Raw genomic sequence first — 26,900 nt, 5'->3', positions numbered from 1 at the left:
CCCGCCGACGCTAAGACCAAGCGGGCAGCCCAACAGGTTAAAAAACGAATGAATGCTCTAGCCCGCCGCGCCGCAGGCCTGCTGCTCAGCACAGTTTGTCTGCCCCTTTCAGCCTTCGCTGCCGACCCACAACCCACTCATGAATTCACTCTGGATAACGGCCTTAAAGTGGTCGTGCGCGAAGACCATCGCGCGCCAGTGGTGGTTTCCCAAGTCTGGTACAAGGTTGGTTCAAGCTACGAAACCCCAGGCCAGACCGGTTTGTCCCACGCCCTTGAACACATGATGTTCAAAGGCAGCGCCAAGGTCGGCCCCGGCGAAGCCTCGCTGATCCTGCGTGACCTGGGCGCCGAAGAAAACGCGTTCACCAGCGATGACTACACCGCGTATTACCAGGTGCTGGCCCGCGACCGCCTGGGCGTGGCCTTTGAGCTGGAAGCCGACCGCATGGCCAGCCTGCGCCTGCCCGCCGACGAGTTCATCCGCGAAATCGAGGTAATCAAGGAAGAACGCCGCCTGCGCACCGACGACAACCCGATGTCCAAGGCCTACGAACGCTTCAAGGCCATGGCCTTCCCGGCCAGCGGCTACCACACGCCGACCATCGGCTGGATGGCTGACCTTGAGCGCATGAAGGTCGAGGAACTGCGCCACTGGTACCAATCCTGGTATGTGCCCAACAACGCTACCCTGGTAGTGGTCGGCGATGTGACCCCGGACGAGGTGAAAAGCCTGGCCCAGCGTTACTTCGGCCCGATCCCCAAGCGTGATGTGCCACCGGCGAAGATCCCGCTGGAGCTGGCCGAACCCGGCGAGCGCCTGCTGACCCTGCGGGTGCAGACCCAACTGCCAAGCGTGTTCCTGGGCTTCAACGTACCGGGCCTGGCCACCGCCGAAGACAAACGCTCGGTGCAAGCCTTGCGCCTGATCTCGGCCCTGCTGGACGGCGGCTACAGTGCACGTATCTCCGAGCAACTGGAACGTGGTGAGGAGCTGGTATCCGCCGCGTCCACCAACTACGACGCCTATACCCGTGGCGATACGTTGTTCATGCTCTCGGCCACGCCCAACCAGCAGAAACAAAAGACCGTCGCCCAAGCCGAAGCCGGCCTGTGGCGCCTGCTTGATGAGTTGAAAGCCAAGCCGCCGACCGCTGAAGAACTGGAGCGCATCCGGGCCCAGGTCATTGCCGGCCTGGTGTACCAGCGTGACTCCATCACCAGCCAGGCCACTGCCATCGGCTCCCTGGAAACCGTCGGCCTGTCCTGGAAGCTGATGGACACCGAACTGGCTGACCTGCAAAGCGTGACGCCAGAAGATATCCAGAAAGCCGCGCGCACCTATTTCACCCGCGAACGTCTGAGCGTCGCCCATGTATTGCCTGAGGAGACCGCTCATGAGTGATCGTAAAAGCAGCCGCCTGATCCTGCCCAGCCTGATCGCAGTCACCCTGGTTGCGGCCAGTGCCGTGTATTTCCTGCGCCCGAGCGAGTCGGTCGCCAGCCAGGCTCTGGAAAAGGCCCAATCGGCCAGCACCCTGCAGTCGCTGGCGGAACTGGACGGCAAGGCGCCAACCAACCGCAAGCTCGATGTGCAAACCTGGACCACCGCCGAAGGCGCCAAGGTGCTGTTTGTCGAAGCCCATGAACTGCCGATGTTCGACATGCGCATCCTGTTCGCCGCCGGCAGCAGCCAGGATGGCGACATACCGGGCCTGGCGCTGATGACCAACGCCATGCTCAACGAAGGCGTGCCGGGCAAGGATGTCAGCCAGATCGCCAGTGGTTTTGAGGGCCTCGGCGCCGACTTCGGCAATGGTGCCTACCGCGACATGGCGCTGGTCACCCTGCGCAGCCTCAGCGACAGCGATAAGCGCACCGCAGCCCTGGCACTGTTCGACCAGGTTATTGGCCAACCGACGTTCCCGGCAGACTCCCTGGCGCGGATCAAGAACCAGATCCTGGCCGGCTTCGAGTATCAGAAGCAGAACCCCGCCAAGCTGGCGAGCATCGAACTGTTCAAGCGCCTGTACGGCGATCACCCTTACGCGCACCCGAGCGAAGGCACCCCCGAGAGTGTGCCGAAGATCACCCTGGCGCAGTTGAAGGCATTCCACGCCAAAGCCTACGCGGCGGGTAATGCTGTGATTGCGGTGGTCGGCGACCTGACTCGCGCTGAGGCCGAGGCCATGACGGCCAAAGTGTCGGCCTCGCTGCCCAAAGGGCCCGCCATGGCCAAGATCGCTCAACCGACCGAGCCAAAAGCCGGCCTGAGCCGTATCGAGTTTCCCTCCAAGCAAACCCACCTGCTGTTTGCGCAATTGGGCATCGACCGCGCCGATCCGGACTACGCAGCTCTGTCCCTGGGCAACCAGATCCTTGGCGGCGGTGGCTTCGGCACCCGCTTGATGAGCGAAGTGCGCGAAAAACGCGGCCTGACCTACGGCGTGTACTCCGGTTTCTCGCCGATGCAGGTGCGCGGCCCGTTCATGATCAACTTGCAGACCCGCGCCGAAATGAGCGGCGGCACCCTGCGCCTGGTTGAGGATGTACTGGCTGACTACCTCAAGAACGGCCCCACGCAAAAAGAACTGGACGACGCCAAGCGCGAACTGGCCGGCAGCTTCCCGCTGTCCACCGCCAGCAACGCCGATATTGTCGGGCAACTGGGCGCCATGGGTTTTTACAACCTGCCGCTGAGCTATCTGGAAGATTTCATGAAACAATCCCAGGCCCTGACCGTAGAGCAGGTCAAGGCTGCAATGAACAAACACTTGAGCGCCGACAAGATGGTCATCGTGACCGCCGGCCCGACGATTGCGCAAAAGCCACTACCGCCCCCCACTGATAAACCTGCCGAGCAGCCGCTCGGGGTTCCGGAGCATTAATGGCCAGTTCATCTCGCCCGAAAAAACCTGTCCACAACGTACATAACGGTGTGGGCCAACTGCGCATCATTGGCGGTGAATGGGGCAGCCGCAAGCTGAGCTTCCCCGACGTCGTAGGCCTGCGCCCGACGCCGGATCGCGTGCGTGAAACCCTGTTCAACTGGCTTGCGCCATACATCGGCGGGGCCAAGGTGCTGGACCCGTTCGCCGGCAGTGGCGCGCTGTTCCTGGAGGCGCTGTCGCGTGGCGCAGCCCAGGGCCAGGCGTTGGATGCCAGTAATGTGGCGGTGTCCAGCCTCAAGGAACACCTGGGCACGCTGCGTTGCACCACCGGCCAGGTACAGACGGTCGACGCGCTGCGCTACCTGGAAACCCAGGCGGTGACTGAATACGACGTGGTGTTCCTCGACCCGCCGTTCAACCAGAACCTGCTGCCGACTGTGTGTGCTTTGCTCGAAGAGCGCCAGTGGCTGGCACCGGATGCCTGGATCTACACTGAAAGCGAGACCGCGCCATCAACGCTCGGCCTGCCGGGCAGTTGGCGCCTGCATCGGGAGCAAAAGTCCGGGCGGGTGTATTACGCGTTGTGGCATCGCCTGGTCGAAAACGCCTCTTAACCTGTGGCAGGGGAGCTTGCCACGGCGAGCTCACTGGCTACCGAGAGTTTCATGACCCCCTCTTCCGATCTGTTCAAACCCGCCTTCGGCCTCGGCAACCCTCACCTGCAAACACTGTGGGGGCCGCTGTTGCGCCCAACGACCCATATCGAACGCCAACGCGAACGTCTATGGCTGGAAGACGGCGACTTCCTCGACCTCGACTGGCATGGCCCCCATGACCTGCACGCACCGTTGGTACTGGTGCTGCATGGACTGACCGGTTCGTCCAATTCGCCCTATGTGGCCGGCCTGCAACAAGCCCTCGCCGGCCAAGGTTGGGCCAGCGTTGCGTTGAACTGGCGCGGCTGCTCGGGCGAGCCCAACCTTCTGGCGCGCAGTTATCACTCCGGGGCCAGCGAAGACCTGGCCGCGGCGATTGCCCATCTGCGCGCCAAACGGCCACTGGCACCGCTGTATGCCGTGGGGTATTCCCTGGGCGGCAATGTGTTGCTCAAGCACTTGGGCGAAACCGGCGTGACTTCGGGGCTGCAAGGCGCGGCGGCGGTCTCGGTACCGTTTCGCCTGGACCAATGCGCTGATCGCATCGGTCTGGGGTTTTCGCGGATCTACCAGAAGCACTTCATGCGCGAGATGCTGGCGTACATTCGCGTAAAGCAACGCCAGTTTTTGCAAGATGGACGTGAGGAAGGACTGAAAACCCTGGAGGCACTGGGCTCCCTGGAGAAGATGCGCACGTTCTGGGACTTCGATGGGCGAGTGACTGCGCCGTTGCATGGCTTCTTGAGTGCTGAGGATTACTATCGCCGCGCATCCAGTCGCTACTACCTGGGCGATATCCGCACACCAACACTGATCATCCAGGCCGCCGATGATCCGTTTGTGTTTGCTCATAGCCTGCCGGAAGCGAGTGAGCTGTCGGAGTGCACCGAGTTTGAATTGCTGACAAAGGGTGGGCATGTGGGCTTTGTGGAGGGTTCACTGAAACGTCCCGGCTATTACTTGGAACGCCGCATCCCACAGTGGTTACTGACACAACGCAGTTAAAAATGTGGGAGGGGCGGTGCGACGATTCGACTTGCCCCCGACAGCGGTGGATCAGTTACAGATACTGAGACTGACACACTGCAATCGGGGGCAACCCCCCTCCCACATTTTGATTGGGTTTACAGGGCCAATTGCTCAGTCGCCTGTTGCAATTTCCCGCGCCGGATCCGTAATCCACTCACTCCACGACCCCGCATACAACTTGCCCAACGGATATCCCGCCAACGCCAGGGCAAACAGGTTATGGCATGCCGTCACCCCCGAACCGCAATACGCCACCAACTCCTGCGGCGGGCGCCCCTGCAACTGCGCAGCAAAGCGTTGCTTGAGCTGCTCGGCCGGCAGGAAGCGCCCGTCACTGCCCAGGTTTTCATTGAATGCTGCGCACTGCGCGCCGGGAATATGCCCGGCAATCGGGTCTATGGGCTCTACTTCGCCACGAAAACGCGGCTGGGCGCGGGCGTCGATCAAGGTCAGGCCGGGCTGACCCAGGCGTTTTTGCAAATGCTCGGCATCCAGCACCAGCCGATTATCCGGCGTACCAGTGAAGGTGCCCGGCTCGGTCACCGGCGCATCCAGGCTCAAGGGGAAACCGGCGCTGTGCCAGGCCTTGAGGCCACCATCGAGAATAAACACCCCATCACGCTTGCCCAGCCAGGCCAGCAGCCACCAGGCACGGGCGGCATAGGCACCGGGGCCGTCGTCATACAGCACCACATCGGTGTCGGCGCTGATGCCCCAAGCTCGCAGCTGTTGGGCGAAGGTGTCCGCCGCAGGCAAAGGATGGCGGCCGGTCAAGCCCTTGGTCACCGGGCCACTCAGATGACGCTCCAGGTCGGCGTATTGCGCGCCCTCGATATGCCCTTCGGTGTAGCTGCACAGGCCGTAATCCGGGTCTTCCAGGGCAAAGCGGCAATCCAGGATCACCAGCCCTGCCGACTTCTGGCGCTCGGCCAATTGCGGGGGGCTGATCAGTTGGGCAAGCGGCATGACTGACTCCTGTGAATACAAAGGGGAAAGGTCTTACTTCACTTCTTCCAGTGCCTGGTTCAGGGGCACGTAAAATTCCTTGAACAACGCATCCACCGCTTCTTTGGCCTGGGGCGTGACAAACCCCGCCTCCAACACCAGCACCTGGTACACCCCGCGCTTGATCGCCTCGGCGCTCAGGTGGGTGGACTTTTCGTTGGTGGTGCACAGGAACCGCACCCAGGAGGTCAGGATGATCCAGGCATTCAGGGTCAGGGCTTCGGTTTGCACCGGGCCCATATTCAGAATGCCGGCATCGACAAACCCCTGGTAAATGGCACCGCCCTGGATCAGGCAACGCTGGGAAAACCGCCGATAGCCCGTGGCCAGTTCCGGATCGCTCTCCAGCAGATGTTCGAGGTCGCGGTGCAGGAAACGATAGCGCCACATGCCCGCCAGCACGGCTTGCAGATAAAAGCGTTTGTCCTCCACCACCATCGTGCGCCCCTGGGGCGGGCGCAGGAAACTGTCCACCAGGGCTTCATATTCGCGAAACAGCACGGCGATGATCGCCTGCTTGTTGGGGAAGTGGTAGTACAGGTTGCCCGGAGAAATCTCCATATGGGCGGCGATATGGTTGGTGCTGACACTGCGCTCGCCCTGCTGGTTAAAAAGCTCCAGGCTGGTTTGCACAATGCGCTCGCTGGTCTTTACTCGTGGTGCCATGGGGGATCAGCTTCCAAACACGGGATGGGGCATCTTACGGCCTATGCCGGCCAGGTTAAATCTGGATGTTACTGCAATGTTATTTGACAATTTAGAGCAATGACTCTAAAAATCCAGGCAGACCTATAACAATCGGGAACTGCGCCATGTCTGCCAACGTTGCCTACCTGCAAGATGCCCAGGCCTTGGACCACCTCCAGGAGCTGTTCGAAGCCCAGCGTCGCGCCTACTCCGCCAACCCGATGCCACCGGCTGCGCAACGCCAACAATGGCTCAAGGCCCTGCGCGATGTGCTCAGCGACGAACGCCAGGCGCTGATCACTGCGATCAGCCAGGACTTCAGCCATCGCAGCGCAGACGAAACCCTGTTCGCCGAATTGATGCCCAGCCTGCATGGCATTCACTATGCCAGCAAACACCTCAAGGGCTGGATGAAACCCTCCCGCCGCGCTGTAGGCATTGCCTTCCAGCCCGCCTCGGCCAAAGTCATTTATCAACCGTTGGGCGTCGTCGGCGTCATCGTGCCGTGGAACTACCCGTTGTATCTGGCTATCGGCCCGCTGGTCGGGGCTTTGGCCGCCGGCAACCGGGTGATGCTCAAGCTCAGCGAGTCCACACCGGCCACCGGCGAACTGCTCAAGGCGCTGCTGGCCAGGATCTTTCCCGAGGACCTGGTGTGCGTGGTGCTGGGCGAAGCCGAAGTGGGCATGGCGTTTTCCAAATTGCGCTTCGATCACCTGCTGTTCACCGGCGCCACCAGCATTGGCAAACACGTGATGCGTGCGGCGGCCGAAAACCTCACGCCGGTCACCCTGGAACTGGGCGGCAAGTCGCCAGCCATCGTCTCGGCCGATGTACCGCTCAAGGACGCCGCCGAGCGTATCGCCTTCGGCAAAGCCTTGAATGCCGGGCAAACCTGTGTGGCGCCAGACTATGTGCTGGTGCCGGAGGACCGCGTCGCAGGGTTTGTCGAGGCGTATTCCAAGGCCGTACGTGGGTTTTATCCGACCCTGGCCGACAACCCGGACTACACCGCCATCATCAACGAGCGGCAACTGGCCCGGCTCAATGCCTACGCCAAGGACGCCACCGACAAGGGCGCCACCCTGGTCCCACTGTACGAGCAAGGCCAGGCTCGACGTATGGCCCACAGCCTGCTGCTGAATGTCAGCGACGACATGACAGTCATGCAGGACGAGATTTTCGGCCCGCTCTTGCCCATCGTGCCGTATCGCGGCCTTGACCAAGCCTTTGCCTACATCAACCAGCGTCCACGCCCACTGGCCCTGTACTACTTCGGCTACAACAAGAACGAGCAGGAGCGTGTGCTTCACGAAACCCATTCCGGCGGCGTATGCCTGAACGACACCTTGCTGCACGTAGCCCAGGACGACATGCCATTTGGTGGCATCGGCCCGTCGGGCATGGGCCATTACCACGGCCATGAAGGCTTCCTGACATTCAGCAAGGCCAAGGGCGTGCTGGTTAAACAGCGCCTGAACGCGGCGAAGTTGATCTACCCCCCTTACGGCAAATCGATTCAGAAATTGATCCAGAAGTTGTTTATCCGCTGATAACCGTCACCTTCAGGACGATAAAAACAATGAACCCCAGCCTGAACGATTCACCCGCACTGTCTCGGCGCGGCGTCTTGAAAATCGGCCTGTGCGCCAGCGCTTTCCTCGCCACCGCCGGGCTTGGCGCCAGTCTCAGCGGTTGCTCCAGCAGTACGCCGGCCAGCGGCTTCACGATGTTGCGCGCCAGTGATTTGCCGTTCTTGCGCGCGGTGATCCCAGTGCTGCTGGAGGGTGCAGCCAGCGCCGAGACAGTGGTCGCAGGCATTGAAGACACCCTGAAAAAACTCGACTACAGCCTGCAAAACTTGTCGCCGGAGATGTTCAAGCTCACCCAGCAGTTATTCGACGTGCTGGGCATGGGCATCACCCGCGGCCCGCTGACCGGTATCTGGGGCAGTTGGGAAAATGCCAGCAGCGAGCAGATCCGCAACTTCCTGCACCGCTGGGAAAACAGCTACCTGAACCTGCTGCGCATGGGACAGGGCTCGCTGCTCAAGTTGGTGATCATGGCCTGGTATTTTCGGCCCGCCTCCTGGGCCCATTGCGGTTATCCCGGCCCACCGAAGATCTGATTCGCATCCCTCACAATAAAAACCAGAGACGACCCTGATGCCCGTACCCGATCTGTTCCGCGATGGCCTGGCCCGTGGTTGGAAAACCCACAATGGCGCCGCCCTCGACAACGACCTGACCCTGGAAGCCGATGTAGCCATTATTGGCAGCGGTGCCGGTGGTGGCACCACCGCCGAGATCCTCAGCGCCGCTGGCTACAAGGTGTTGCTGATCGAAGAGGGCCCCCTCAAGACCAGCAGTGACTTCAAGCTGCTCGAAGACGAAGCCTACGCCAGCCTCTACCAGGAAGGCATCGGCCGCATGAGCAAGGACGGCGCCATCACCATCCTGCAAGGCCGGGCGGTGGGCGGCACCACCTTGATCAACTGGACCTCCAGCTTTCGTACACCCGACGCCACCCTCGCCCACTGGGCCAGCGAATACGCGGTGAAGGGCCACAGCAGCACCGAGATGGCGCCCTGGTTCGAAAAAATGGAGCAGCGCCTGGGCATCGCACCCTGGGCGCTTCCACCGAATGCCAACAACGATGTGATCCGCAAAGGCTGCGAAAAGCTTGGCTACAGCTGGCATGTGATCCCGCGCAATGTGCGCGGCTGCTTCAACCTGGGTTATTGCGGCATGGGTTGCCCGGTGAACGCCAAACAATCGATGCTGGTGACGACTATCCCCTCCACCCTGGAGAAAGGCGGCGAACTGCTGTACCTCGCCCGCGCCGAGCAGCTCAAATACAGCGGCGACACCATCAGCAGCCTGGAATGCGTGGCCATGGACGAGCGCTGCGTGGCGCCGACCGGGCGCAAGATCACCGTAAAAGCCAGGCATTACGTGCTGTCGGGCGGCGGTATCAATAGCCCGGCCCTGCTGATGCGCTCGGACGCGCCCGACCCGCATTCGCGGCTGGGCAAGCGGACCTTCTTGCACCTGGTCAACTTCTCGGCGGGGCTGTTCGACGAAGTGATAAACCCGTTCTACGGTGCGCCGCAATCGATTTACTCCGACCATTTCCAATGGCAGGACGGCACTACCGGCAAAATGTCCTACAAGCTCGAAGCGCCACCCTTACACCCAGGATTGGCCAGCACCTTGTTTGGCGGTTACGGCAAACAGAACGCGTTGGACATGAACCAACTGCCTCACACCCACGCCATGCTCGCCCTGCTGCGCGACGGCTTTCACCCCGACAGCCCGGGCGGCAGCGTGGATTTACGCGGCGATGGCACACCCGTGCTCGACTATCAGGTTTCGCCCTACGCCTGGGACGGCCTGCGCCGGGCCTTCCACAGCATGGCCGAGATTCAGTTCGCGGCAGGGGCCAAATCGGTCAAGCCTTTGCATCACGACGCACGGTACGTGAACAGCCTGGCCGAAGCGCGCAGCATGATTGACGGTTTGAACCTGGAGTTGCACCGCACAACACTCGGCAGCGCCCATGTGATGGGCGGCTGTGCCATGGGCGAAGATCCGAAGCATGCGGTAACCGACAGCCTCGGTCGCCACCACCAACTGCGTAACCTGTCGATTCATGACGGCTCGCTGTTTCCTACCAGCATCGGGGCAAATCCCCAGTTGTCGGTGTATGGATTGAGCGCCCAACTGGCGTCAGCCTTGGCCGAACGTCTGAAAACAGCGTGAAAAACCGTTCGATTCACGGCATTTATCTACGTAAGTCGACTTGGCCGACCGGGATGGCTGCGATACCATCCGGTTCCCCAACGGACTCCGCCAGGACGACGCGATGAACCGAGTGTTGTACCCAGGTACCTTCGACCCGATTACCAAAGGCCATGGCGATCTGGTCGAACGCGCCTCTCGCCTGTTCGACCATGTGATCATCGCGGTCGCAGCCAGCCCCAAGAAAAACCCGCTGTTTCCCCTGGAACAACGTGTAGAGCTGGCGCAAGAGGTCACCAAGCACCTGCCGAATGTGGAAGTAGTGGGCTTTTCGACATTGCTGGCGCATTTCGCCAAGGAGCAGAACGCCAATGTGTTCTTGCGCGGCTTGCGGGCGGTGTCGGATTTCGAATACGAATTCCAACTGGCCAACATGAACCGCCAACTGGCGCCGGACGTGGAAAGCCTGTTCCTCACGCCGTCGGAGCGTTATTCGTTCATTTCCTCGACGTTAGTTCGTGAAATTGCTGCTTTGGGCGGAGATATCACCAAGTTCGTGCATCCTGCCGTGGCGGACGCACTGACATTGCGCTTCAAGAAGTAAGACCGCTCAATCGGTGCCTGCTCGCACTGCGGGCGCCAATGCGGCACAATTGCGCGCATTAGTTTTCAGATGCCTTGGCAGAGTGCCCTGGCAGGAGTTTCCATGTCCCTGATCATCACCGACGATTGCATCAACTGCGACGTCTGCGAACCCGAGTGCCCGAACGCCGCCATTTCCCAGGGCGAAGAGATCTACGTGATCGACCCCAACCTGTGCACCCAGTGCGTCGGCCACTACGACGAACCGCAGTGCCAGCAGGTTTGCCCGGTTGATTGCATTCCGCTGGATGAAGCGCACCCAGAGACTGAAGAGCAGTTGATGGAGAAGTACCGCAAGATTACCGGTAAGGCCTGAGTTTTTTAGTGCCTGTGAGGGCCTCATCGGGGGCAAGCCCCCTCCCACATTTTGAATGTGTTCACAAATCAAAGTGTGGGAGGGGGCTTGCCCCCGATGACAATCTCAGCCATCACCAAGCTATCAGCTCTGGCACTTGGGGCAAAACACACTCGCCCGCTGCCCCAGCACCACATTGCGCAACTCGCTCCCGCAGACCTTGCACGCCTCGCCGCCACGGCCATACACGAACAGTTCCTGCTGGAAATACCCCGGCTGCCCATCACCGCCGATAAAGTCGCGCAGCGTGGTGCCGCCCCGCTCGATAGCGGCGGCCAGCACCCGTTTGATCTCAATCGCCAGCTTCAAATAGCGCCCGCGTGAAATGCCACCGGCGGCACGCCGCGGGTCAATACCCGCCGCAAACAACGCCTCTGTCGCATAGATATTGCCCACGCCCACCACCACCGCGTTGTCCATGATGAACGGCTTCACCGCCATGGACTTGCCGCGTGACAGCTGGAACAAACGCTCGCCATCAAACAGCTCGGTCAACGGCTCCGGGCCCAGACGCAGCAGCAGTTCGTGGTTGTGCGGATCCTGGCTCCAGAGCATCGCGCCGAAACGCCGAGGGTCGGTGTAGCGCAGGGCCATCCCCGACTCCAACTCGATATCCACATGTTCATGCTTGGCCGCGGGCATACCGACCTCAACCAGACGCAGGTTGCCCGACATACCCAAGTGACTGATCAAGGTGCCCACTTCGGCATTGATCAACAGGTACTTGGCCCGCCGTTCCACCAGCACGATGCGCTGGCCAGACAGGCGCACATCCAGGTCTTCCGGGATCGGCCAGCGCAGGCGCCGCTCACGCACCACCACGCGACTGACGCGTTGGCCTTCCAGGTGCGGGGCAATGCCGCGTCGGGTGGTTTCGACTTCAGGTAACTCGGGCATGTGTACCTCTTGAATGACGGTTCAGTGCGCACCCAGTTCGCGGATCGACAACTTCAGGCTTTCGAAGTCGTAATCCGACAGGCCCACGTAATCCAGCACCAGGTGCCCGATTGCATTCCATTCATGGTCCACCGCCTGGTTCCCCAGTACGCGGTAGGAAGAACAGATATGCTCGGCCATCTTCAAGATAGCCAGCAGGTTCTTGAGCTGCGGGTTGCGCGACGACTCATCGCTGAAAATCGCCAGAGCGTTGTGGTGATTGGCGATGGCGTCGGTGACATGCTCCGGCAGGCGCCAGGACTTGGCGGTGTAGTAGCCGACCACTGCATGGTTGGTGTGGAACGCGTTGTTTTCGGTGTCGACCACGCGGCAATCCGGGCCGGCGTTGGCGTAAGCCTGTTCCAGCACGGACATGTAGTTGGGAAAACGCTTGAGCATCAACGGTACGCCGCAATCGTGGAACAGGCCCAGGGCATAGGCTTCGTCGACGGTTTGCGAGCCGGTGCGCTTGGCCAGCGTGAGGCAGGTCATCGCCACATCCTGGGCGGTGTCCCAGAAGCGGTTGAGGGTGACGATGGTGTCGTCGCTCATCTCGCCCTTGATCGACAAGGCATTGATCAGGTTGATGACCGACCGGCTGCCCAGCAGGTTAACTGCACGCTGGATCGAGGCGATCTTGTTGCTCAAGCCGTAATACGACGAGTTGACGATCTTGAGCAGCGCACCAGACAAGCCCGGGTCCTGGGAGATCAACCGTGCGATCACTTCCAGGTCCGGGTCGGGCATGTACTGCTCCATCTGCAAATCCACCATGATTTGCGGTTGGGGCGGCACGCTGATGCCTTGCAGGGCCTGTTGAATCTGCTCGGCGGAAAGCTCTTGGGACATAAATACACACTCTGGACTAGGCGCGAATTCTACCCCTTATGCAGCCGTGACCGACACCCAAAAACCCAAGTGAAACCCGATCGAATGTGGGAGCTGGCTTGCCTGCGATAGCATTACCACCGTACGTCTGATACACCGCACCGCCCGCATCGCAGGCAAGCCAGCTCCCACATGAAAGAGTGCGCAAAGGGTATACTCCCGCTCTTTTTTCCGGAGCGACGTCATGTCCCTGCCAAGCCTGCGTCTCAAAGCCAACGCCGATCGTCGTTTGCGCAACGGCCACCTGTGGGTCTACAGCAACGAAATCGACGTGGCCGCCACCCCACTTCACGGCTTCCAGGCAGGCGACCAGGCTATCCTGGAAGCAGCCGGCGGCAAGACCCTGGGCATCGTGGCCATGAGCCCGAACAACCTGATCTGCGCCCGCCTGCTGTCGCGCGACATCAAGTTGCCGCTGGACAAGTCGCTGCTGGTGCACCGCCTCAACGTCGCGCTGTCCCTGCGTGATCGCCTGTTCGACAAGCCGTTCTACCGCCTGGTCTACGGTGATTCCGACCTGCTGCCGGGCCTGGTGGTCGACCGTTTCGGCGACATCCTGGTGGTGCAGATCGCTTCGGCGACCATGGAAGCGCATAAAGAAGACGTGATCGCGGCCCTCACCCAGGTGCTCAAGCCCAGCGGCATCCTGTTCAAGAATGACTCCGCCGCACGCGACGCCGAGGGCCTCAACCGCTACGTCGAAACGGTTTTCGGCCTGGTGCCGGAGTGGGTGGCGCTGGAAGAGAACGGCGTGAAATTCGAAGCCCCGGTGATCCAGGGCCAGAAAACCGGCTGGTTCTACGACCACCGCATGAACCGCGCCCGCCTGGCCCCGTATGCCAAAGGCAAGCGCGTGCTCGACCTGTACAGCTACATCGGCGGCTGGGGCGTGCAAGCTGCAGCCTTTGGCGCCAGTGAAGTGTTCTGCGTCGACGCTTCGGCCTTCGCCCTCGACGGCGTAGAGCGCAACGCCGCGCTGAACGGCTTTGCCGAGAAGATGACCTGCATCGAAGGCGACGTCTTTGAAGCGTTGAAAGAACTGAAAGCCAGCGAAGAGCGCTTCGACGTGATCGTCGCCGATCCACCGGCCTTCATCAAACGCAAAAAAGACATGAAGAATGGCGAAGGCGCCTACCGCCGCCTCAACGAGCAAGCCATGCGCCTGCTCAGCAAGGACGGCATCCTGGTCAGCGCTTCGTGCTCGATGCACCTGCCGGAAGACGATCTGCAAAACATCCTGCTGACCAGCGCCCGTCATCTGGATCGCAATATCCAGATGCTCGAACGCGGCGGCCAGGGCCCGGACCACCCGGTGCATCCGGCAATTGTCGAGACGCGGTATATCAAGAGCATTACTTGTCGCTTGCTGCCTAATAGCTGACAGCGGGATGCTCCCCGTAGGAACAGTCAACGACTGATCCTACGGGCCTTTCAGCTGTTTCCCACTGCCATTTCCATTGACTTCCCTTGCCGTCACACCGACTCTCCTCCCCCCAGCAAGGAAGGATAGAGCGGTCCGGTTGATGCCTATTAGTACAGCCACACCAAACAAGTCATATTTCATCGTACTGTTGATGACCATGACCCTGCTCGCAGTCTTCCCCCTCGACGTAGTCCTGCCATCCTTTCCCGCCCTCTCCAATCACTTTGGCCACACGCCTTCAGAAATCGCCCAGTCCGTCAGTATTTTTGCCATTGGCCTGGCCGTCTCGTTACTGCTGATAGGCCCGTTGTCTGACATGTTCGGCCGCAAAAAACTGCTGCTGGCAGGTATTGCCTTATCGGCGCTGGGTGCAGCCGGTTGTTTGCTGGCCCCGGATTTCAATTGGTTTATCGGCTTTCGCGTGGTTCAGGCCGTAGGGTGCGGGGCGTTTGCCCTGTCGCAGGCGCTTATCCAGGACTTGTTTACAGGACGGGAACTGCAACGGATTCGAATCTGGATGACCACCGCCGGCGGAGTGTTCATCTCAAGCTCGCCACTGATGGGCACCTGGCTGCAAATTTATGGCGGATGGCAGGCGAGTTTTTACGTGTTTATCGTGTTAGCCACAGTGGTGTGGCTCTGGTCCGCACGCCTGCTGCACGACTCGCGCAGCAGCCATCGCCCTTCACCGCTACAGTTCTTCAACGGCTATTGGCTGCTGTTTTCCGACCTCCGTTTCGTCAGCTATTGGTTGATTTCCGCCCTGGCCTTTGCCTGCCATTTCTCGTTTATCGTGATGTCGCCCCTGATCTTCATGGAGCGCTTGAACCTGTCGACGTATCAATTCGCCTGGGCATTGCTGCTATATGGCGCGGCCTACGTCTGCGGCGGAGTGATTGCCAGTATCCTGCATCGCAAAATGGACGCCGACCGGCAAATCAACACTGGCCTGTTGCTGATCACTGTTTCAGGTCTGGTCATGCTCTGGCTGGCCTGGCAGTTCGGCCTGTCGGCCGCCACGGTGCTGATCCCGATGTTGATCTGCACAGCCGGCACCACCATCTGTCGACCCATCGCCAACTCCAAGGCCATGAGCCTCTACCCGCAACTGGCTGGCACGGCGACCTCTGCCGGTAGCTTGCTGATTTTCATGTGCGGCGGCCTGATCAGCCTGGTGATCAACCTGGCCACCGCCAACCTGACCACCGCGCTAGCCCTGTGCTTTCTAACCCTGAGTGCCGCCGGGCTCGCCCTGAATGCGCTGATCAAGCAGCGCCCACATGTCCTGTAGCGGCTATCTTCAAGGTTACGGCCATTCCCTCCAGCCGCCAGCGGTGTAGAATCGGCCCTATTCATCGCCAGTCATCCCCCGGCGGGTTTATGAGCTCGAGGCCCAAGCAAGCGGCGATCCCGCGATGCGAGTGGCAACTTCCGGACACACGGCCATTTTTCGGGTGTTCCAGTCGTCAATTAGAAGCTCACTCCCCTTTGCACCTGATTAATAAGTGATTAGCCGCCCGGAGTGCTCCATGCCAGATTACCGCTCGAAAACATCCACCCACGGCCGCAACATGGCCGGCGCCCGCGCACTGTGGCGTGCCACGGGGATGAAGGATGACGACTTCAAGAAGCCGATCATCGCGATTGCCAACTCCTTTACCCAGTTCGTACCGGGCCATGTCCACCTCAAGGACCTGGGCCAACTGGTCGCCCGCGAGATCGAACGGGCCGGCGGCGTGGCCAAGGAATTCAACACCATTGCCGTGGACGACGGCATCGCCATGGGCCATGACGGCATGCTGTATTCCCTGCCGAGCCGCGAGATCATCGCCGACTCCGTGGAGTACATGGTCAACGCCCACTGCGCCGACGCCATCGTGTGCATCTCCAACTGCGACAAGATCACCCCCGGCATGTTGATGGCTGCCTTGCGCCTGAACATTCCGGTGATCTTCGTCTCCGGCGGCCCGATGGAAGCTGGCAAGACCAAGCTCGCGTCCCACGGCCTCGACCTGGTTGACGCCATGGTGATCGCCGCCGATTCCAGCGCTTCTGACGAGAAGGTCGCGGAATACGAGCGCAGCGCCTGCCCGACCTGCGGTTCGTGCTCCGGTATGTTCACCGCCAACTCGATGAACTGCCTGGTAGAAGCCTTAGGTCTCGCCTTGCCGGGTAACGGTTCCACACTGGCCACCCACAGCGACCGCGAGCAACTGTTCCTGCAAGCCGGCCGCACCATCGTCGATCTGTGCAAGCGTTACTACGGTGAGAACGATGAGTCGGTGCTGCCGCGCAACATCGCCAACTTCAAGGCGTTCGAGAACGCCATGACCCTGGACATCGCCATGGGCGGTTCCACCAATACCATCCTGCACTTGCTGGCCGCCGCCCAGGAAGCCGAGATCGACTTCGACCTGCGCGATATCGACCGCCTGTCCCGCCACGTTCCGCAACTGTGCAAGGTCGCGCCGAACATCCAGAAGTACCACATGGAAGACGTGCACCGCGCCGGCGGGATCTTCTCGATCCTCGGCTCCCTGGCCCGTGGCGGCCTGCTGCACACTGACCTGCCGACCGTGCACAGCAAGTCGATCGCCGAAGGCATCGCCAAATGGGACATCACCCAGACTGACGACGAAGCCGTGCACACCTTCTTCAAGGCTGGCCCGGCCGGCATCCCGACCCAGACCGCATTCAGCCAGTCGACCCGTTGGGATACGCTGGATGACGACCGTGAAAACGGCTGCATCCGCAGTGTGGAGCACGCCTACTCGCAAGAAGGCGGCCTGGCCGTGCTGTACGGCAACATTGCCCTCGACGGCTGCGTAGTGAAAACCGCGGGTGTGGATGAGTCCATCCACGTCTTCGAAGGCCGCGCCAAGATCTACGAAAGCCAGGACAGCTCGGTACGCGGCATCCTCGCTGACGAAGTCAAGGAAGGCGACATCGTGATCATCCGCTACGAAGGCCCCAAAGGCGGCCCGGGTATGCAGGAGATGCTCTACCCCACGTCCTACCTGAAATCCAAAGGTCTGGGCAAAGCCTGCGCGCTGCTGACCGACGGGCGTTTCTCCGGCGGGACTTCGGGCCTGTCCATCGGCCACGCTTCCCCGGAAGCTGCTGCCGGTGGCGCGATTGGCCTGGTGCAGGATGGCGACAAGGTGCTGATCGACATTCCGAACCGCTCGATCAACCTGTTGATCAGCGATGAAGAACTGGCGGCACGCCGGGTCGAGCAGGACAAGAAAGGTTGGAAGCCGGTGGAGAAGCGTCCGCGTAAAGTCACCACTGCGTTGAAGGCCTACGCCCTGCTGGCCACCAGCGCCGACAAAGGTGCTGTGCGTAACAAAGCGATGCTCGACGGTCTGTAAGACTCGTGCAAAAAAATGCCCCGCCAAGTGCGGGGCATTTTTTTGCCTGGCGATAGCCCTAGGAACAATGAAAGTCAAAATGTGGGAGGGGGCTTGCCCCCCGATGACGGTATTTCAGTTAGTCGATTTGTAGCTGACTCACCGCTATCGGGGGCAAGCCCCCTCCCACATTTATGATCGCATTCAGTCTGTTATTGAATGTCCTCGGGCTTAACGATCACCCAGTTCTTGTCCGCCGTCACCGGCAGCCCTTCCTTGGCCTGCGCCGCCGCGTGCTTGGCGATCATGCCGTTAAGCTGGGTCATGTATTTGTCTTTACGGTTGATCCACAAATGGATGCCACCCTTGGCCACGTCCACATCGTGGAACAGCATGTAACCGTCGCTGGTGGGGGTATCACCGCCGACGATCACCGGCTTTTTCCACTCGTCGATGTAGGTGAGGATCGCCGCGTGCTTGCCGGCCATCCAGGTCGCCGGGGTCCACAGGTAGGGCGTCAGCTCCAGGCCGAGGTTGGCCTTCTCGTCATATTTACCCGCGGTGATCTGCTTGCGTGCGGTGGTCAACTCGCCGGTCTTGCGGTCCTTGAGCATCGTGGTCACGCCGATGACGTTCTCGGGCTTGACGTTGTAGCCGTACTTCGGATCGGCCGCGACCATGCGCACCAGTTCCTCGGACGCGGCGGTCATCACATACACCTCGATGCCGTTTTCCATCAGTTTGTTGTACAGCTCGGCCTGGCCGGTGAAGATTTTCGGCGGCTGTATCTCGGTTTTTTTCACCACGTCGCCTTCAAAATAGCTGACGGGTACGGGCTTGCCGGAGGCCATCAGCTCGTCGACCTGCACCTTGAGTTCCTTGAGGGTGAAGCCGGAAAAAATCTGCGCAACCCAGGGGTAGCAGACCATGTCGTCGACTTCGCACAGGCGGTAGTAGTAGCTGAACAGACTTTCCTTATGGTCGGCGGTGTCTTTGAAGGGGATAAGCTTGAGCGATGGGTCCATGGTTTCGCGGGTGATCAGGCCCTTGTTTTCCATGTACGGCAGCAGCGACTCTTCAAGGTCGTAGCGGTAGCTGGTGTTGTCCATGTCGAACACCGCATAGTTACCCTTGTTGGCGTTGGCGGCGATCATTTCGTTGAGTTGCTTGGCGGCCGGTGCCGGCCAATGTTTCAACTCGGTGGCGGCAAACGCCTGGCTGGCGAGTCCGAGGCAAAAGGCTGCGGATAAGAGTAGTTTCGGCGCGAGCTTCATAGGCGTTGTCTCCCTCAAGTGAAAGACATCGACGCTAACAAATCCCTGTGACACTTATCACCCGAGCGCGACGGCTTTGGTTCTGATTCCGCCACGGCCATGCGCAGCAGCGTCAGACGCTTATTCCAAAAACGACAGTCACCATTCCATATTGGTATTAAATCAATATATTTCAAGCTGTTAGGCTTGCCGGTTCGCAATCGCAGGCTGACGCGATTGGCTGCCTTCTCAACGGAGCTTCAATGAATCTGCCCCTGATTCTCAATTTATTGGTGTTCGTGGCCCTCTTGCTGGGCCTGGCACAAACCCGTCGGACTAACTGGAGCCTGGCCAAGAAGGTCCTGTTCGCTTTGGTTCTGGGCGTGCTGTTCGGTGCGGCCTTGCACACCATCTATGGCGACGGCAATCCAGTGCTCAAAGCCTCCATCGGCTGGTTTGATCTGGTCGGCAATGGCTATGTGCAGTTGCTGCAAATGATCGTGATCCCGCTGGTGTTCGCTTCGATCCTCAGTGCCGTGGCGCGCCTGCATAACGCCTCGTCCCTGGGCAAGATCAGCTTCCTGACCATCGGCACGCTGTTGTTTACCACGGCCATCGCGGCGCTGATCGGCATCGGCCTGACCAACCTGTTCGGCCTCACCGCCGAGGGCCTGGTGGCCGGCACCCAGGAAATGGCGCGCCTGCAAGTGATCCAGAGTGATTACGCAGGCAAGGTCGCCGACCTGAATATCCCGCAGTTGCTGCTGTCGTTCGTGCCGGCCAACCCGTTCGCCGACCTGGCCCGGGCCAAGCCGACGTCGATCATCAGCGTGGTGATTTTTGCCGCGTTCCTCGGGGTGGCCGCTCTGCAACTGCTCAAGGATGATGTGGAAAAGGGCCAGAAGGTCATCAACGCCATCGACACCCTGCAAGCCTGGGTGATGCGCCTGGTGCGCCTGGTGATGAAGCTGACCCCGTACGGCGTGTTGGCGCTGATGACCAAGGTGGTCGCCGGTTCCAACCTGCAAGACATCATCAAGCTGGGCAGTTTCGTGGTGGTGTCGTACCTGGCCCTGGGCCTGATGTTTGTGGTGCACGGCCTGCTGCTGTCGTTGGCCGGGATCAACCCGCTGCGCTTTTTCCGCAAGGTGTGGCCGGTACTGACCTTTGCCTTCACCAGCCGCTCCAGCGCCGCCTCGATCCCCTTGAGTATTGAAGCGCAGACCCGCCGCCTGGGTATCCCCCAGTCGATCGCCGGTTTCGCCGCTTCGTTTGGCGCGACCATCGGCCAGAACGGTTGCGCCGGTCTTTACCCGGCGATGTTGGCGGTGATGGTCGCGCCGACCGTGGGCATCAACCCGTTGGATCCGCTGTGGATCGCGACGCTGGTGGCGATTGTGACCTTGAGTTCGGCGGGCGTCGCCGGTGTGGGCGGTGGTGCGACCTTCGCCGCGCTGATCGTACTGCCGGCCATGGGCTTGCCGGTGTCACTGGTGGCGTTGCTGATTTCGGTGGAACCACTGATCGATATGGGCCGTACAGCGTTGAACGTGAATGGTTCGATGACGGCGGGGGCGATTACCAGCCAGATCATGGGGCAGACGGATAAAGCGTTGCTGGATGCCGATGAGCATGCCGAGTTAGCGCAGGTCTGATAGACCGCTATCGCAGGCAAGCCAGCTCCCACATTTGAATGTATTCACACATCAAAATGTGGGAGCTGGCTTGCCTGCGATGCTTTTAGGCTTTTTCCCACACTTCGAAGTTGTAGGCCGGTTTATCACCTTCGGCCGGATTCTCGACATTCGACACCAGCTTCCACTGGTTCCTATCAAACTCTGGAAACCACGCATCCCCTTCCGGGCTCAGCGCCACCCGCGTCAGGTACAGGCGATCGGCCTGCTGCAGTCCCTGCGCATACAACTGCGCACCGCCGATCAACATCAACTCGTCCACGCCTTGGGCCTTGGCCCACTCCTCGGCACGCTCCACCGCCGCTTCCAATGACGGAAACACTTGCGCACCTTCAAGCGTCAGATCGGTCTGACGGCTGACCACCAGGTTCAAACGCCCCGGTAACGGTCGGCCCAGGGAATCCCAGGTCTTGCGCCCCATGATGATCGGCTTGCCGAGCGTGGTGGCTTTGAAATACTTGAAATCCCCCGGCAAATGCCAGGGCATGCTGTTGTCGACACCGATCACACGGTTTTCACCGAGGGCTGCGATCAGGCTTAAAGGGAGAGTTTTTTTCATGGCGACGAGAATACCAGAGCCGCGAGTCAGCGGTTATGCTCCACCTTCACTGAAACAACAGGATGGCGCGTGACTGCACTGACTCCTCTGCACACACTCTGGCTGACAGAAGCCGTGCGCCTGCGTGAAGAACACGCCGGCCCCCTGGAAGACCTGGAAGCCAACCGCCTGGCCCGCACGGCCGGGGGCGACCTGTCGACGCGTATTACCCAGCGCGCCTTGCACCTGGCCGAGCGCGATGGCCTGACCGGTGCCCTCACACGCTGGCTGCAAGGCGCGCGCCTGGCGCTTATATTACTGGCGGTCGTGGCCGTGATCAGTGGCGCCGGCCTGGCATTCGCTGCGCTGGGCAATGGCCTGACGCCGGTGAACGTGTTCTGGGCCCTGGGCAGCCTGCTCGGGTTGAACCTGATCCTGCTGGTCAGTTGGGCCCTGGGGCTGCTGTTTGCTGGCGAACACAGCGCCAGCCTTGGGCGCCTGTGGTTATGGCTCAGCGAGAAACTGGCGCGTGACGCCAAAGCCGCACAATTGGCGCCAGCGTTGCTGCTGTTGTTGCAACGGCAAAAACTCAATCGCTGGGCGGTGGGTGTGTTGGTCAACAGCCTGTGGCTGCTGGCGTTGCTCAGCGCCATGGTGATCCTGCTGACCCTGCTCGCCACCCGTCGCTACGGCTTTGTGTGGGAAACCACCATTCTCGGCGCCGACACGTTTGTCGCCGTGACCCAGGCCCTCGGCAGCCTGCCCGCTTTGCTGGGTTTCAATGTGCCAACCGTCGACATGATCCGCGCCAGCGGTGATTCAGCCCTGAATATCGAAAACGCCCGCCAAGCCTGGGCCGCCTGGCTGGTGGGCGTGTTGCTGGTCTACGGCCTGCTGCCCCGATTGATCCTCGCCCTGTTCTGCCTGTGGCGCTGGAAAATCGGGCGTGCGGCGTTGCGCCTGGACCTCAACCTGCAAGGCTACGCCCAACTGCGCGAACGCCTGATGCCTAGCAGCGAACGGCTTGGGGTCAACGATGCCGCGCCCGAACAGCTGCACCACGTCAGCGGCGGCGTCAGCGAGATGGACAGCGACGGCGCCTTGCTGGTGGCCATCGAACTCGACGATCACTACCCGTGGCCACCCAAACTGCCCAGCAACGTTAAAAACGCCGGCATCCTCGACAGCCGTGAATCGCGGAACAAGCTGCTGGAACAACTCAGCCGTTTCCCGCCCGCACGTCTGGTCATCGTCTGCGACCCGCGCCGCTCGCCGGACCGTGGCAGCCTGGCGTTGATCGCCGAACTGGCGCGCAGCGCCACCGCCACCCGTGTATGGCTGCTGCAAGCGCCGCCGGGCCAGGCGCTGGACGCCGAACGCTTGGGTGACTGGCACACCGCACTGCAACAACTTGAGCTGCCGTTTGCCGATTGCGCACCGCTGAACTGGCTGGAGACCGGGCATGACTAAACCGCTGAAACTCGCCGTGGTCGGCCACACCAATGTCGGCAAGACCTCACTGCTGCGCACCCTCACCCGTGACGTGGGCTTCGGCGAAGTCTCTCATCGCCCCAGCACCACGCGGCATGTCGAAGGCGCGCGCTTGTCGGTGGATGGCGAAGCCTTGCTGGAGCTGTACGACACGCCCGGCCTGGAAGACGCCATCGCCCTGCTCGACTATCTGGAGCGCCTGGATCGCCCCGGTGAACGCCTGGACGGTCCCGCTCGCCTGGCGCGTTTTCTGGAGGGCAGCGAAGCGCGCCAGCGTTTCGAACAGGAAGCCAAGGTGTTACGCCAATTGCTGGCCTCGGACGCCGGCCTGTATGTGATCGACGCCCGCGAGCCGGTGCTGGCCAAGTACCGCGATGAGCTGCAAGTGCTGGCCAGTTGCGGCAAACCCTTGTTGCCGGTGCTCAACTTCGTCACCAGCAGCGACCAGCGCGAGCCGGACTGGCGCGAAGCCCTGGCCCGCCTCGGCCTGCACGCGCTGGTGCGCTTCGACAGCGTGGCGCCGCCGGAAGACGGTGAACGTCGCCTGTATGAAAGCCTGGCCCTGCTGCTGGAAAACTCCCGCCCGCAGTTGGAACGCCTGATCCTCGATCAAGAGGCCCAACGCCAGGCCCGCCAGCAAAGCGCCGCACGCTTGATCGCCGAACTGCTGATCGACTGCGCGGCCTGCCGTCGCAGCGTCGTCACCGAAGATGAACAGCAAGCCATCGGCGATCTGCGCAAAGCGGTGCGCCAACGGGAACAAAAGTGCGTTGAAGCCCTGCTCAAACTGTTCGGCTTTCGCCCACAGGATGCCGCCGCCAGTGATCTACCGTTGCTTGACGGTCGCTGGGGCGATGACTTGTTCAACCCCGAAACCCTCAAGCAACTTGGCGTACGGGTCGGTGGCGGAATCGCCGCCGGTGCCGCTGCCGGTGCTGGCGTGGACCTCCTGGTCGGTGGCCTGACCCTTGGCGCTGCGGCACTGGCCGGCGCTATCGCCGGTGGCGCCCTGCAAACCGCACGCAGCTACGGCAGCCGCCTGCTGGGCAAGATCAAAGGCCAACGCGAGCTGACCGTCGACGACAGCGTGCTGCGCCTGCTCGCCCTGCGCCAACGTCAGTTGCTCAAGGCCCTTAGTCTGCGCGGGCATGCGGCGATGCATAGCATCAAGGTCGACACGCCCCAGGACAAAACCTGGCGCGAGGGCAAGCTGCCCGACGCGCTGCACAAGGCCCGCGCCTATCCGCAATGGTCATCCCTCAACCCCCACGCCAAGCTGAGCCAGGCCGAGCGTCAGGAACAGGTCGAAACATTGGCTGAACAGCTCAACGAAGCGTGACGCGCTTAAAGCGCTCACCAATTCAACCCCAGGAACGCCTTGCATAGCGAGCGAACCAGTTCTTTATCAGCGTTTTCAGCTACCCCGTTGCGGTCGATATCACTATTGGTGGTAGCGGTTTCCAACACGCTGTCGCTGTCGACGTCATAGTCCATGGTTCTGGAGACCAGTAATGTTTTCCCCTCGGACACCTTGCTCTCACGGAACTCCAGCCTCACCGAATCCGGCCGTCCCGCGTCGCTGAAATCATCCGCATAGATGACGAGCGCACACTGCCAATGGCTTGCCGGGTTAAACCAATTGAGTTTCACGAAGCTGTCGGCGAAAGTCGCGATCCGGCGCTTATCCAGGTCCAGCGAACCGGGTTTACTATGCCCTCCCCATTTTGCATTCGAGGTCATTTCCTGTCCGACGATATCGTGGATCAGCTCATCGGGACGACCCGGCCGTTGCTGATAGAAATGCAAAATGACCGTATCGGCATGACCGTTGCCTTGCAGGTCTTGGGCGATGGCTTTCAAATAGTGCATCAGTGTTGCTCTTTTAATGGGTGAAGCAAGCACCTTAGTGGGGTAACAACAAGGGCTCCAGGCGGCGTATCGGCTTATTGTGTAAGGCCCATCTTCGCTGCCAGTAGCCTCGCCGCCTTGGCCTTGAGTACATCAAGGTCGAGCACCGGGCTCATCACGTCTCTCCCCACAAGGTACTGATATTTCGCTCGGCCATCGCCGGCCCCACGCTCATGCCCACGCCGGTGTGCATCAACGCAGCGCTGACACCGGATGCTGCCTGCACAAACGAGAACGGCCCGGGCCCGCGAGCGCCGTAGACGCCTTGCCAGCGTTCGACCACCTGGATTTTGCAGCCCAGGGTCTGTTCGGCCAGCTCGATCATCCAGTCATCTACCTGCTCGGCATTGAAGGGCGACGGGTCGCTGTCGTAATGGTGGGAGTCGCCAATGATCAGTTCGCCATGGGGTGTAGGGCTGATCAACAGGTGAATGCCGTGCTCCTGCAGGTACGGTGTTTCGCGCAGGATCTGCGCCTGCACTGCGGCAGCCTCCGGCAGGTCGGCGAAGGCGCCGTAGTGCACGCAGCTCAGGCCGGTGAGCAGGGCGTGTTGCAGGTTCAGGTTGACCGCCGGCCGGGCGCGCAGCATTTGCAGGCGGCAGGTTTGCGGGTTGAGCGGGGCGATGGATTCGGCCAACAGGGTCTGATAGTCGTGGCCGGAGCAGACGATGATCTGCTCGCCGCGAAAGCTGCCGGCCGTGCTGTGCAATTGGCCCGGTTCGACGTCGCGCACCAGAGTGGAAAAGTGAAACTCCACCTTCAACGCCTGACTCAGGTACTGGATCAGCGCCGGGATCGCCTCGCGGGAATACAGTTGCTGGTCATCCTTACCGTGCAGCGCCGCGCGGTGATGGCGGAACTGGCCGGCGTAAAGACCCTTCATCGCAGCGCCTTGCAGCAGCTCCACGTTATACCCGTACTCCCGGGCACGCCCCGCGCAAAAGGCTTCGAGCAGTTGTTCTTCGGCCTCGGTGCGGGCGAACAGGTAGGAGCCATTGCGCTTGAGCGCAAGGCCCGCTGCTTGCGCCCATTGGCCCCAGATTTCGCGGCTTTCCCGCGCCAGGTCGAGCATCGGCCCCGGTGGTTGGCCGGTGACCAGCGCCTGGCCGAAGTTACGCACAGAAGCGCCCAATGGCGTGGCGCTGCGCTCGAACACCTTGACCTTGAGGCCGCGCTTGGCGGCGGCATAAGCGTGGGACAGGCCGAGGATGCCGGCGCCGATGATCAGCAGGTCGCTGTGGTGTGTCATGGAGTGATGTCCTGAATTCAAAGCCACTATCGCAGGCAAGCCAGCTCCCACATTTTGATGTGTGAATACCTTCAAATGTGGGAGCTGGCTTGCCTGCGAAGGGGCCATAAGCCCTAACGAAAACCTTACTGACCCGCCACCTTCTCCGACTTACCGTCATAGCGCTTGCGCCATTCAGTCAGGATGCTGTCGCGGTTTTTCGAGGCCCAGGCAAAGTCGTTCTTGATCAGGCGCTGCTCGTAGTCGGCCGGCAATTCGGTCTGCGGCTTGGCGATACCCGGCTGGGCGAGGATGGCGAAGTTAGCCTTGTACAGCTCCATCGCCGCTGGGCTGGCGGAAAAGTCAGCGAGTTTTTTTGCCGCATCGGCGTGTGCGCTGCCCTTGACTACGGCGGTGGCTTCGATCTCCCAGCCCAGGCCCTCTTTCGGCAGGATGATGTCCAGCGGCGCACCCTGGCGTTTGAGTTGAATCGCCGGGTATTCAAAGGAAATCCCGATCGGGAACTCACCGGACGCCGCCAACTTGCACGGCTTGGAGCCGGAGTGAACGTACTGGCCGATGTTCTGGTGCAGGTCGTCCATGTACTGCCAGCCCTGCTTCTCGCCGAAGGTCTGCAACCAGGCGCTGACATCCAGGAAGCCGGTGCCGGAGGACGCCGGATTGGGCATCACGATCTTGCCCTTGTATTCAGGCTTGGTCAGGTCCTGCCAGCTCACCGGTTTGGTCAGGCCCAGCTTTTCGGCTTCGATGGTGTTGAAGCAGATGGTCGCGGCCCACACGTCCATGCCCACCCAGGCGGGCGGGTTGGCGGCGTCTCGGTAGTTTTTGCCGATCTTGTCCAAATCCTTGGGCGCGTAGTTGTCCAACATGCCTTGCTGATCGAGGATCGCCAGGCTGGAGGCGGCCAGGCCCCACACCACGTCAGCCTGCGGGCGGTCTTTTTCAGCCAGCAGCTTGGCGGTGATAATGCCGGTGGAATCGCGTACCCACTTGATCTCGATGTCGGGGTTGGCCTGCTCGAAGGCTTTTTTGTAGGTCTTCAATTGCTCGGCTTCGAGGGCCGTGTACACGGTCAACTCGGTCTTGGCGAAGGCATTCAGGCTGAATGCCGTGAGTACCGCAGCGACCAGCGCCAGGGGCTTGAACATGGAGCACCTCCTTCAGGG

The 26,900-nt window shown here is 61.1% G+C and carries 24 protein-coding genes; 15 read left to right on the top strand and 9 right to left on the bottom strand.

Annotated elements, in window-relative coordinates; all coding sequences use genetic code 11:
- Positions 1-48 precede the first annotated feature (48 nt).
- Genes E4O98_RS20675 through E4O98_RS20660 form a run of 4 tightly spaced genes read left to right on the top strand, consistent with a single transcriptional unit; the run spans position 49 to position 4,551 of the window.
- Positions 49-1,404, top strand: coding sequence for a pitrilysin family protein (locus E4O98_RS20675; protein ID WP_032878908.1), 1,356 nt, complete (start codon positions 49-51; stop codon positions 1,402-1,404).
- Positions 1,397-2,887, top strand: coding sequence for a pitrilysin family protein (locus E4O98_RS20670; protein WP_032878907.1), 1,491 nt, complete (start codon positions 1,397-1,399; stop codon positions 2,885-2,887). Before E4O98_RS20675 ends, E4O98_RS20670 begins: the two co-directional genes overlap by 8 nt.
- Positions 2,887-3,504 (top strand): 16S rRNA (guanine(966)-N(2))-methyltransferase RsmD, encoded by a 618-nt coding sequence (gene rsmD, locus E4O98_RS20665; RefSeq protein ID WP_228309086.1) that lies wholly within the window; start codon positions 2,887-2,889, stop codon positions 3,502-3,504. The genes E4O98_RS20670 and rsmD overlap by 1 nt, the downstream gene beginning before the upstream one ends.
- A 51-nt stretch (positions 3,505-3,555) precedes the next feature.
- Entirely contained in the window at positions 3,556-4,551 is a 996-nt protein-coding gene (locus E4O98_RS20660) for a hydrolase (RefSeq protein ID WP_032878905.1), read from the top strand.
- 135 nt (positions 4,552-4,686) lie between these two features.
- On the opposite strand, the gene E4O98_RS20655 is transcribed toward E4O98_RS20660, so the two are convergent.
- The gene (locus E4O98_RS20655; RefSeq protein ID WP_223017736.1) at positions 4,687-5,541 is read right to left on the bottom strand and encodes a sulfurtransferase; all 855 of its coding nucleotides are present in this window, start codon (positions 5,539-5,541) and stop codon (positions 4,687-4,689) included.
- A 33-nt stretch (positions 5,542-5,574) separates the two neighbouring features.
- The gene (locus E4O98_RS20650; protein ID WP_223017737.1) at positions 5,575-6,246 is read right to left on the bottom strand and encodes a TetR/AcrR family transcriptional regulator; all 672 of its coding nucleotides are present in this window, start codon (positions 6,244-6,246) and stop codon (positions 5,575-5,577) included.
- A 146-nt stretch (positions 6,247-6,392) separates the two neighbouring features.
- On the opposite strand from E4O98_RS20650, the gene E4O98_RS20645 reads away from it, so the two are divergent.
- The 5 genes from E4O98_RS20645 (at position 6,393) to E4O98_RS20625 (ending at position 10,965) form a co-directional block, all read left to right on the top strand.
- Positions 6,393-7,820 carry a coniferyl aldehyde dehydrogenase gene (locus tag E4O98_RS20645; RefSeq protein ID WP_248136139.1) on the top strand — a complete coding sequence of 476 codons (1,428 nt, stop codon included), beginning with the start codon at positions 6,393-6,395 and terminating at the stop codon, positions 7,818-7,820.
- A gap of 29 nt (positions 7,821-7,849) precedes the next feature.
- Positions 7,850-8,395, top strand: coding sequence for a twin-arginine translocation pathway signal protein (locus E4O98_RS20640; protein ID WP_248136137.1), 546 nt, complete (start codon positions 7,850-7,852; stop codon positions 8,393-8,395).
- A 37-nt stretch (positions 8,396-8,432) separates the two neighbouring features.
- The gene (locus tag E4O98_RS20635) at positions 8,433-10,028 is read left to right on the top strand and encodes a GMC family oxidoreductase (protein WP_103734224.1); all 1,596 of its coding nucleotides are present in this window, start codon (positions 8,433-8,435) and stop codon (positions 10,026-10,028) included.
- A gap of 103 nt (positions 10,029-10,131) precedes the next feature.
- A complete protein-coding gene (gene coaD, locus E4O98_RS20630; protein WP_003195136.1) occupies positions 10,132-10,611 on the top strand; it encodes a pantetheine-phosphate adenylyltransferase in 480 nt (159 codons plus the stop codon).
- 102 nt (positions 10,612-10,713) lie between these two features.
- On the top strand, positions 10,714-10,965 hold the full coding sequence (locus tag E4O98_RS20625; RefSeq protein ID WP_003195146.1) for a YfhL family 4Fe-4S dicluster ferredoxin: 252 nt from the start codon (positions 10,714-10,716) through the stop codon (positions 10,963-10,965).
- A 123-nt stretch (positions 10,966-11,088) separates the two neighbouring features.
- Here E4O98_RS20625 and mutM read toward each other — a convergent pair whose 3' ends face one another.
- Positions 11,089-11,901: a bifunctional DNA-formamidopyrimidine glycosylase/DNA-(apurinic or apyrimidinic site) lyase gene (gene mutM, locus E4O98_RS20620; protein WP_005792299.1), complete on the bottom strand. Its 813-nt coding sequence runs from the start codon at positions 11,899-11,901 to the stop codon at positions 11,089-11,091.
- A gap of 21 nt (positions 11,902-11,922) precedes the next feature.
- Positions 11,923-12,735 (bottom strand): HDOD domain-containing protein, encoded by an 813-nt coding sequence (locus E4O98_RS20615; protein ID WP_177327433.1) that lies wholly within the window; start codon positions 12,733-12,735, stop codon positions 11,923-11,925.
- 277 nt (positions 12,736-13,012) lie between these two features.
- Between E4O98_RS20615 and E4O98_RS20610 the strand changes: the two genes are divergently transcribed.
- From E4O98_RS20610 to ilvD, 3 genes are all read left to right on the top strand, one after another.
- Complete coding sequence (locus tag E4O98_RS20610; protein ID WP_005792302.1) at positions 13,013-14,209, top strand: class I SAM-dependent rRNA methyltransferase; 1,197 nt, start codon at positions 13,013-13,015, stop codon at positions 14,207-14,209.
- 142 nt (positions 14,210-14,351) lie between these two features.
- Complete coding sequence (locus E4O98_RS20605; protein ID WP_032878899.1) at positions 14,352-15,542, top strand: MFS transporter; 1,191 nt, start codon at positions 14,352-14,354, stop codon at positions 15,540-15,542.
- Positions 15,543-15,780: 238 nt separating this feature from the next.
- Positions 15,781-17,622 (top strand): dihydroxy-acid dehydratase, encoded by a 1,842-nt coding sequence (gene ilvD / locus E4O98_RS20600; protein ID WP_248136135.1) that lies wholly within the window; start codon positions 15,781-15,783, stop codon positions 17,620-17,622.
- A 191-nt stretch (positions 17,623-17,813) separates the two neighbouring features.
- Here the strand turns inward: ilvD and E4O98_RS20595 are convergent, their stop codons facing one another.
- Positions 17,814-18,875, bottom strand: coding sequence for a haloacid dehalogenase-like hydrolase (locus tag E4O98_RS20595; protein ID WP_248136133.1), 1,062 nt, complete (start codon positions 18,873-18,875; stop codon positions 17,814-17,816).
- A gap of 242 nt (positions 18,876-19,117) precedes the next feature.
- Here E4O98_RS20595 and E4O98_RS20590 point away from each other — a divergent pair, with 242 nt between their 5' ends.
- Positions 19,118-20,509, top strand: a complete 1,392-nt coding sequence (locus tag E4O98_RS20590; RefSeq protein WP_216090440.1) for an L-cystine transporter — start codon at positions 19,118-19,120, stop codon at positions 20,507-20,509.
- Between the two features lie 85 nt (positions 20,510-20,594).
- Here E4O98_RS20590 and E4O98_RS20585 read toward each other — a convergent pair whose 3' ends face one another.
- Positions 20,595-21,107 (bottom strand): dihydrofolate reductase, encoded by a 513-nt coding sequence (locus E4O98_RS20585; protein WP_078822568.1) that lies wholly within the window; start codon positions 21,105-21,107, stop codon positions 20,595-20,597.
- Between the two features lie 69 nt (positions 21,108-21,176).
- Between E4O98_RS20585 and E4O98_RS20580 the strand changes: the two genes are divergently transcribed.
- Both E4O98_RS20580 and E4O98_RS20575 read left to right on the top strand, forming a co-directional pair.
- Positions 21,177-22,556 carry a DUF2868 domain-containing protein gene (locus E4O98_RS20580; protein ID WP_148853838.1) on the top strand — a complete coding sequence of 460 codons (1,380 nt, stop codon included), beginning with the start codon at positions 21,177-21,179 and terminating at the stop codon, positions 22,554-22,556.
- Positions 22,549-23,916, top strand: coding sequence for a DUF3482 domain-containing protein (locus E4O98_RS20575; RefSeq protein ID WP_032878894.1), 1,368 nt, complete (start codon positions 22,549-22,551; stop codon positions 23,914-23,916). Before E4O98_RS20580 ends, E4O98_RS20575 begins: the two co-directional genes overlap by 8 nt.
- Positions 23,917-23,930: 14 nt before the next feature.
- Here the strand turns inward: E4O98_RS20575 and E4O98_RS20570 are convergent, their stop codons facing one another.
- The 3 genes from E4O98_RS20570 to E4O98_RS20560 all read right to left on the bottom strand — a co-directional run bounded on the left by E4O98_RS20570 (position 23,931) and on the right by E4O98_RS20560 (position 26,882).
- Entirely contained in the window at positions 23,931-24,446 is a 516-nt protein-coding gene (locus E4O98_RS20570; RefSeq protein ID WP_248136131.1) for a hypothetical protein, read from the bottom strand.
- Positions 24,447-24,600: 154 nt separating this feature from the next.
- Positions 24,601-25,734, bottom strand: coding sequence for a TIGR03364 family FAD-dependent oxidoreductase (locus E4O98_RS20565; RefSeq protein WP_032878891.1), 1,134 nt, complete (start codon positions 25,732-25,734; stop codon positions 24,601-24,603).
- A gap of 125 nt (positions 25,735-25,859) precedes the next feature.
- The gene (locus E4O98_RS20560; protein WP_228309091.1) at positions 25,860-26,882 is read right to left on the bottom strand and encodes a putative 2-aminoethylphosphonate ABC transporter substrate-binding protein; all 1,023 of its coding nucleotides are present in this window, start codon (positions 26,880-26,882) and stop codon (positions 25,860-25,862) included.
- Positions 26,883-26,900: the final 18 nt, after the last annotated feature.

The sequence above is a fragment of the Pseudomonas sp. W2Jun17 genome (genome assembly GCF_023127795.1).
Taxonomy (GTDB): domain Bacteria; phylum Pseudomonadota; class Gammaproteobacteria; order Pseudomonadales; family Pseudomonadaceae; genus Aquipseudomonas; species Aquipseudomonas synxantha_A.
This window is presented reverse-complemented; position numbering and strand designations above follow the sequence as displayed.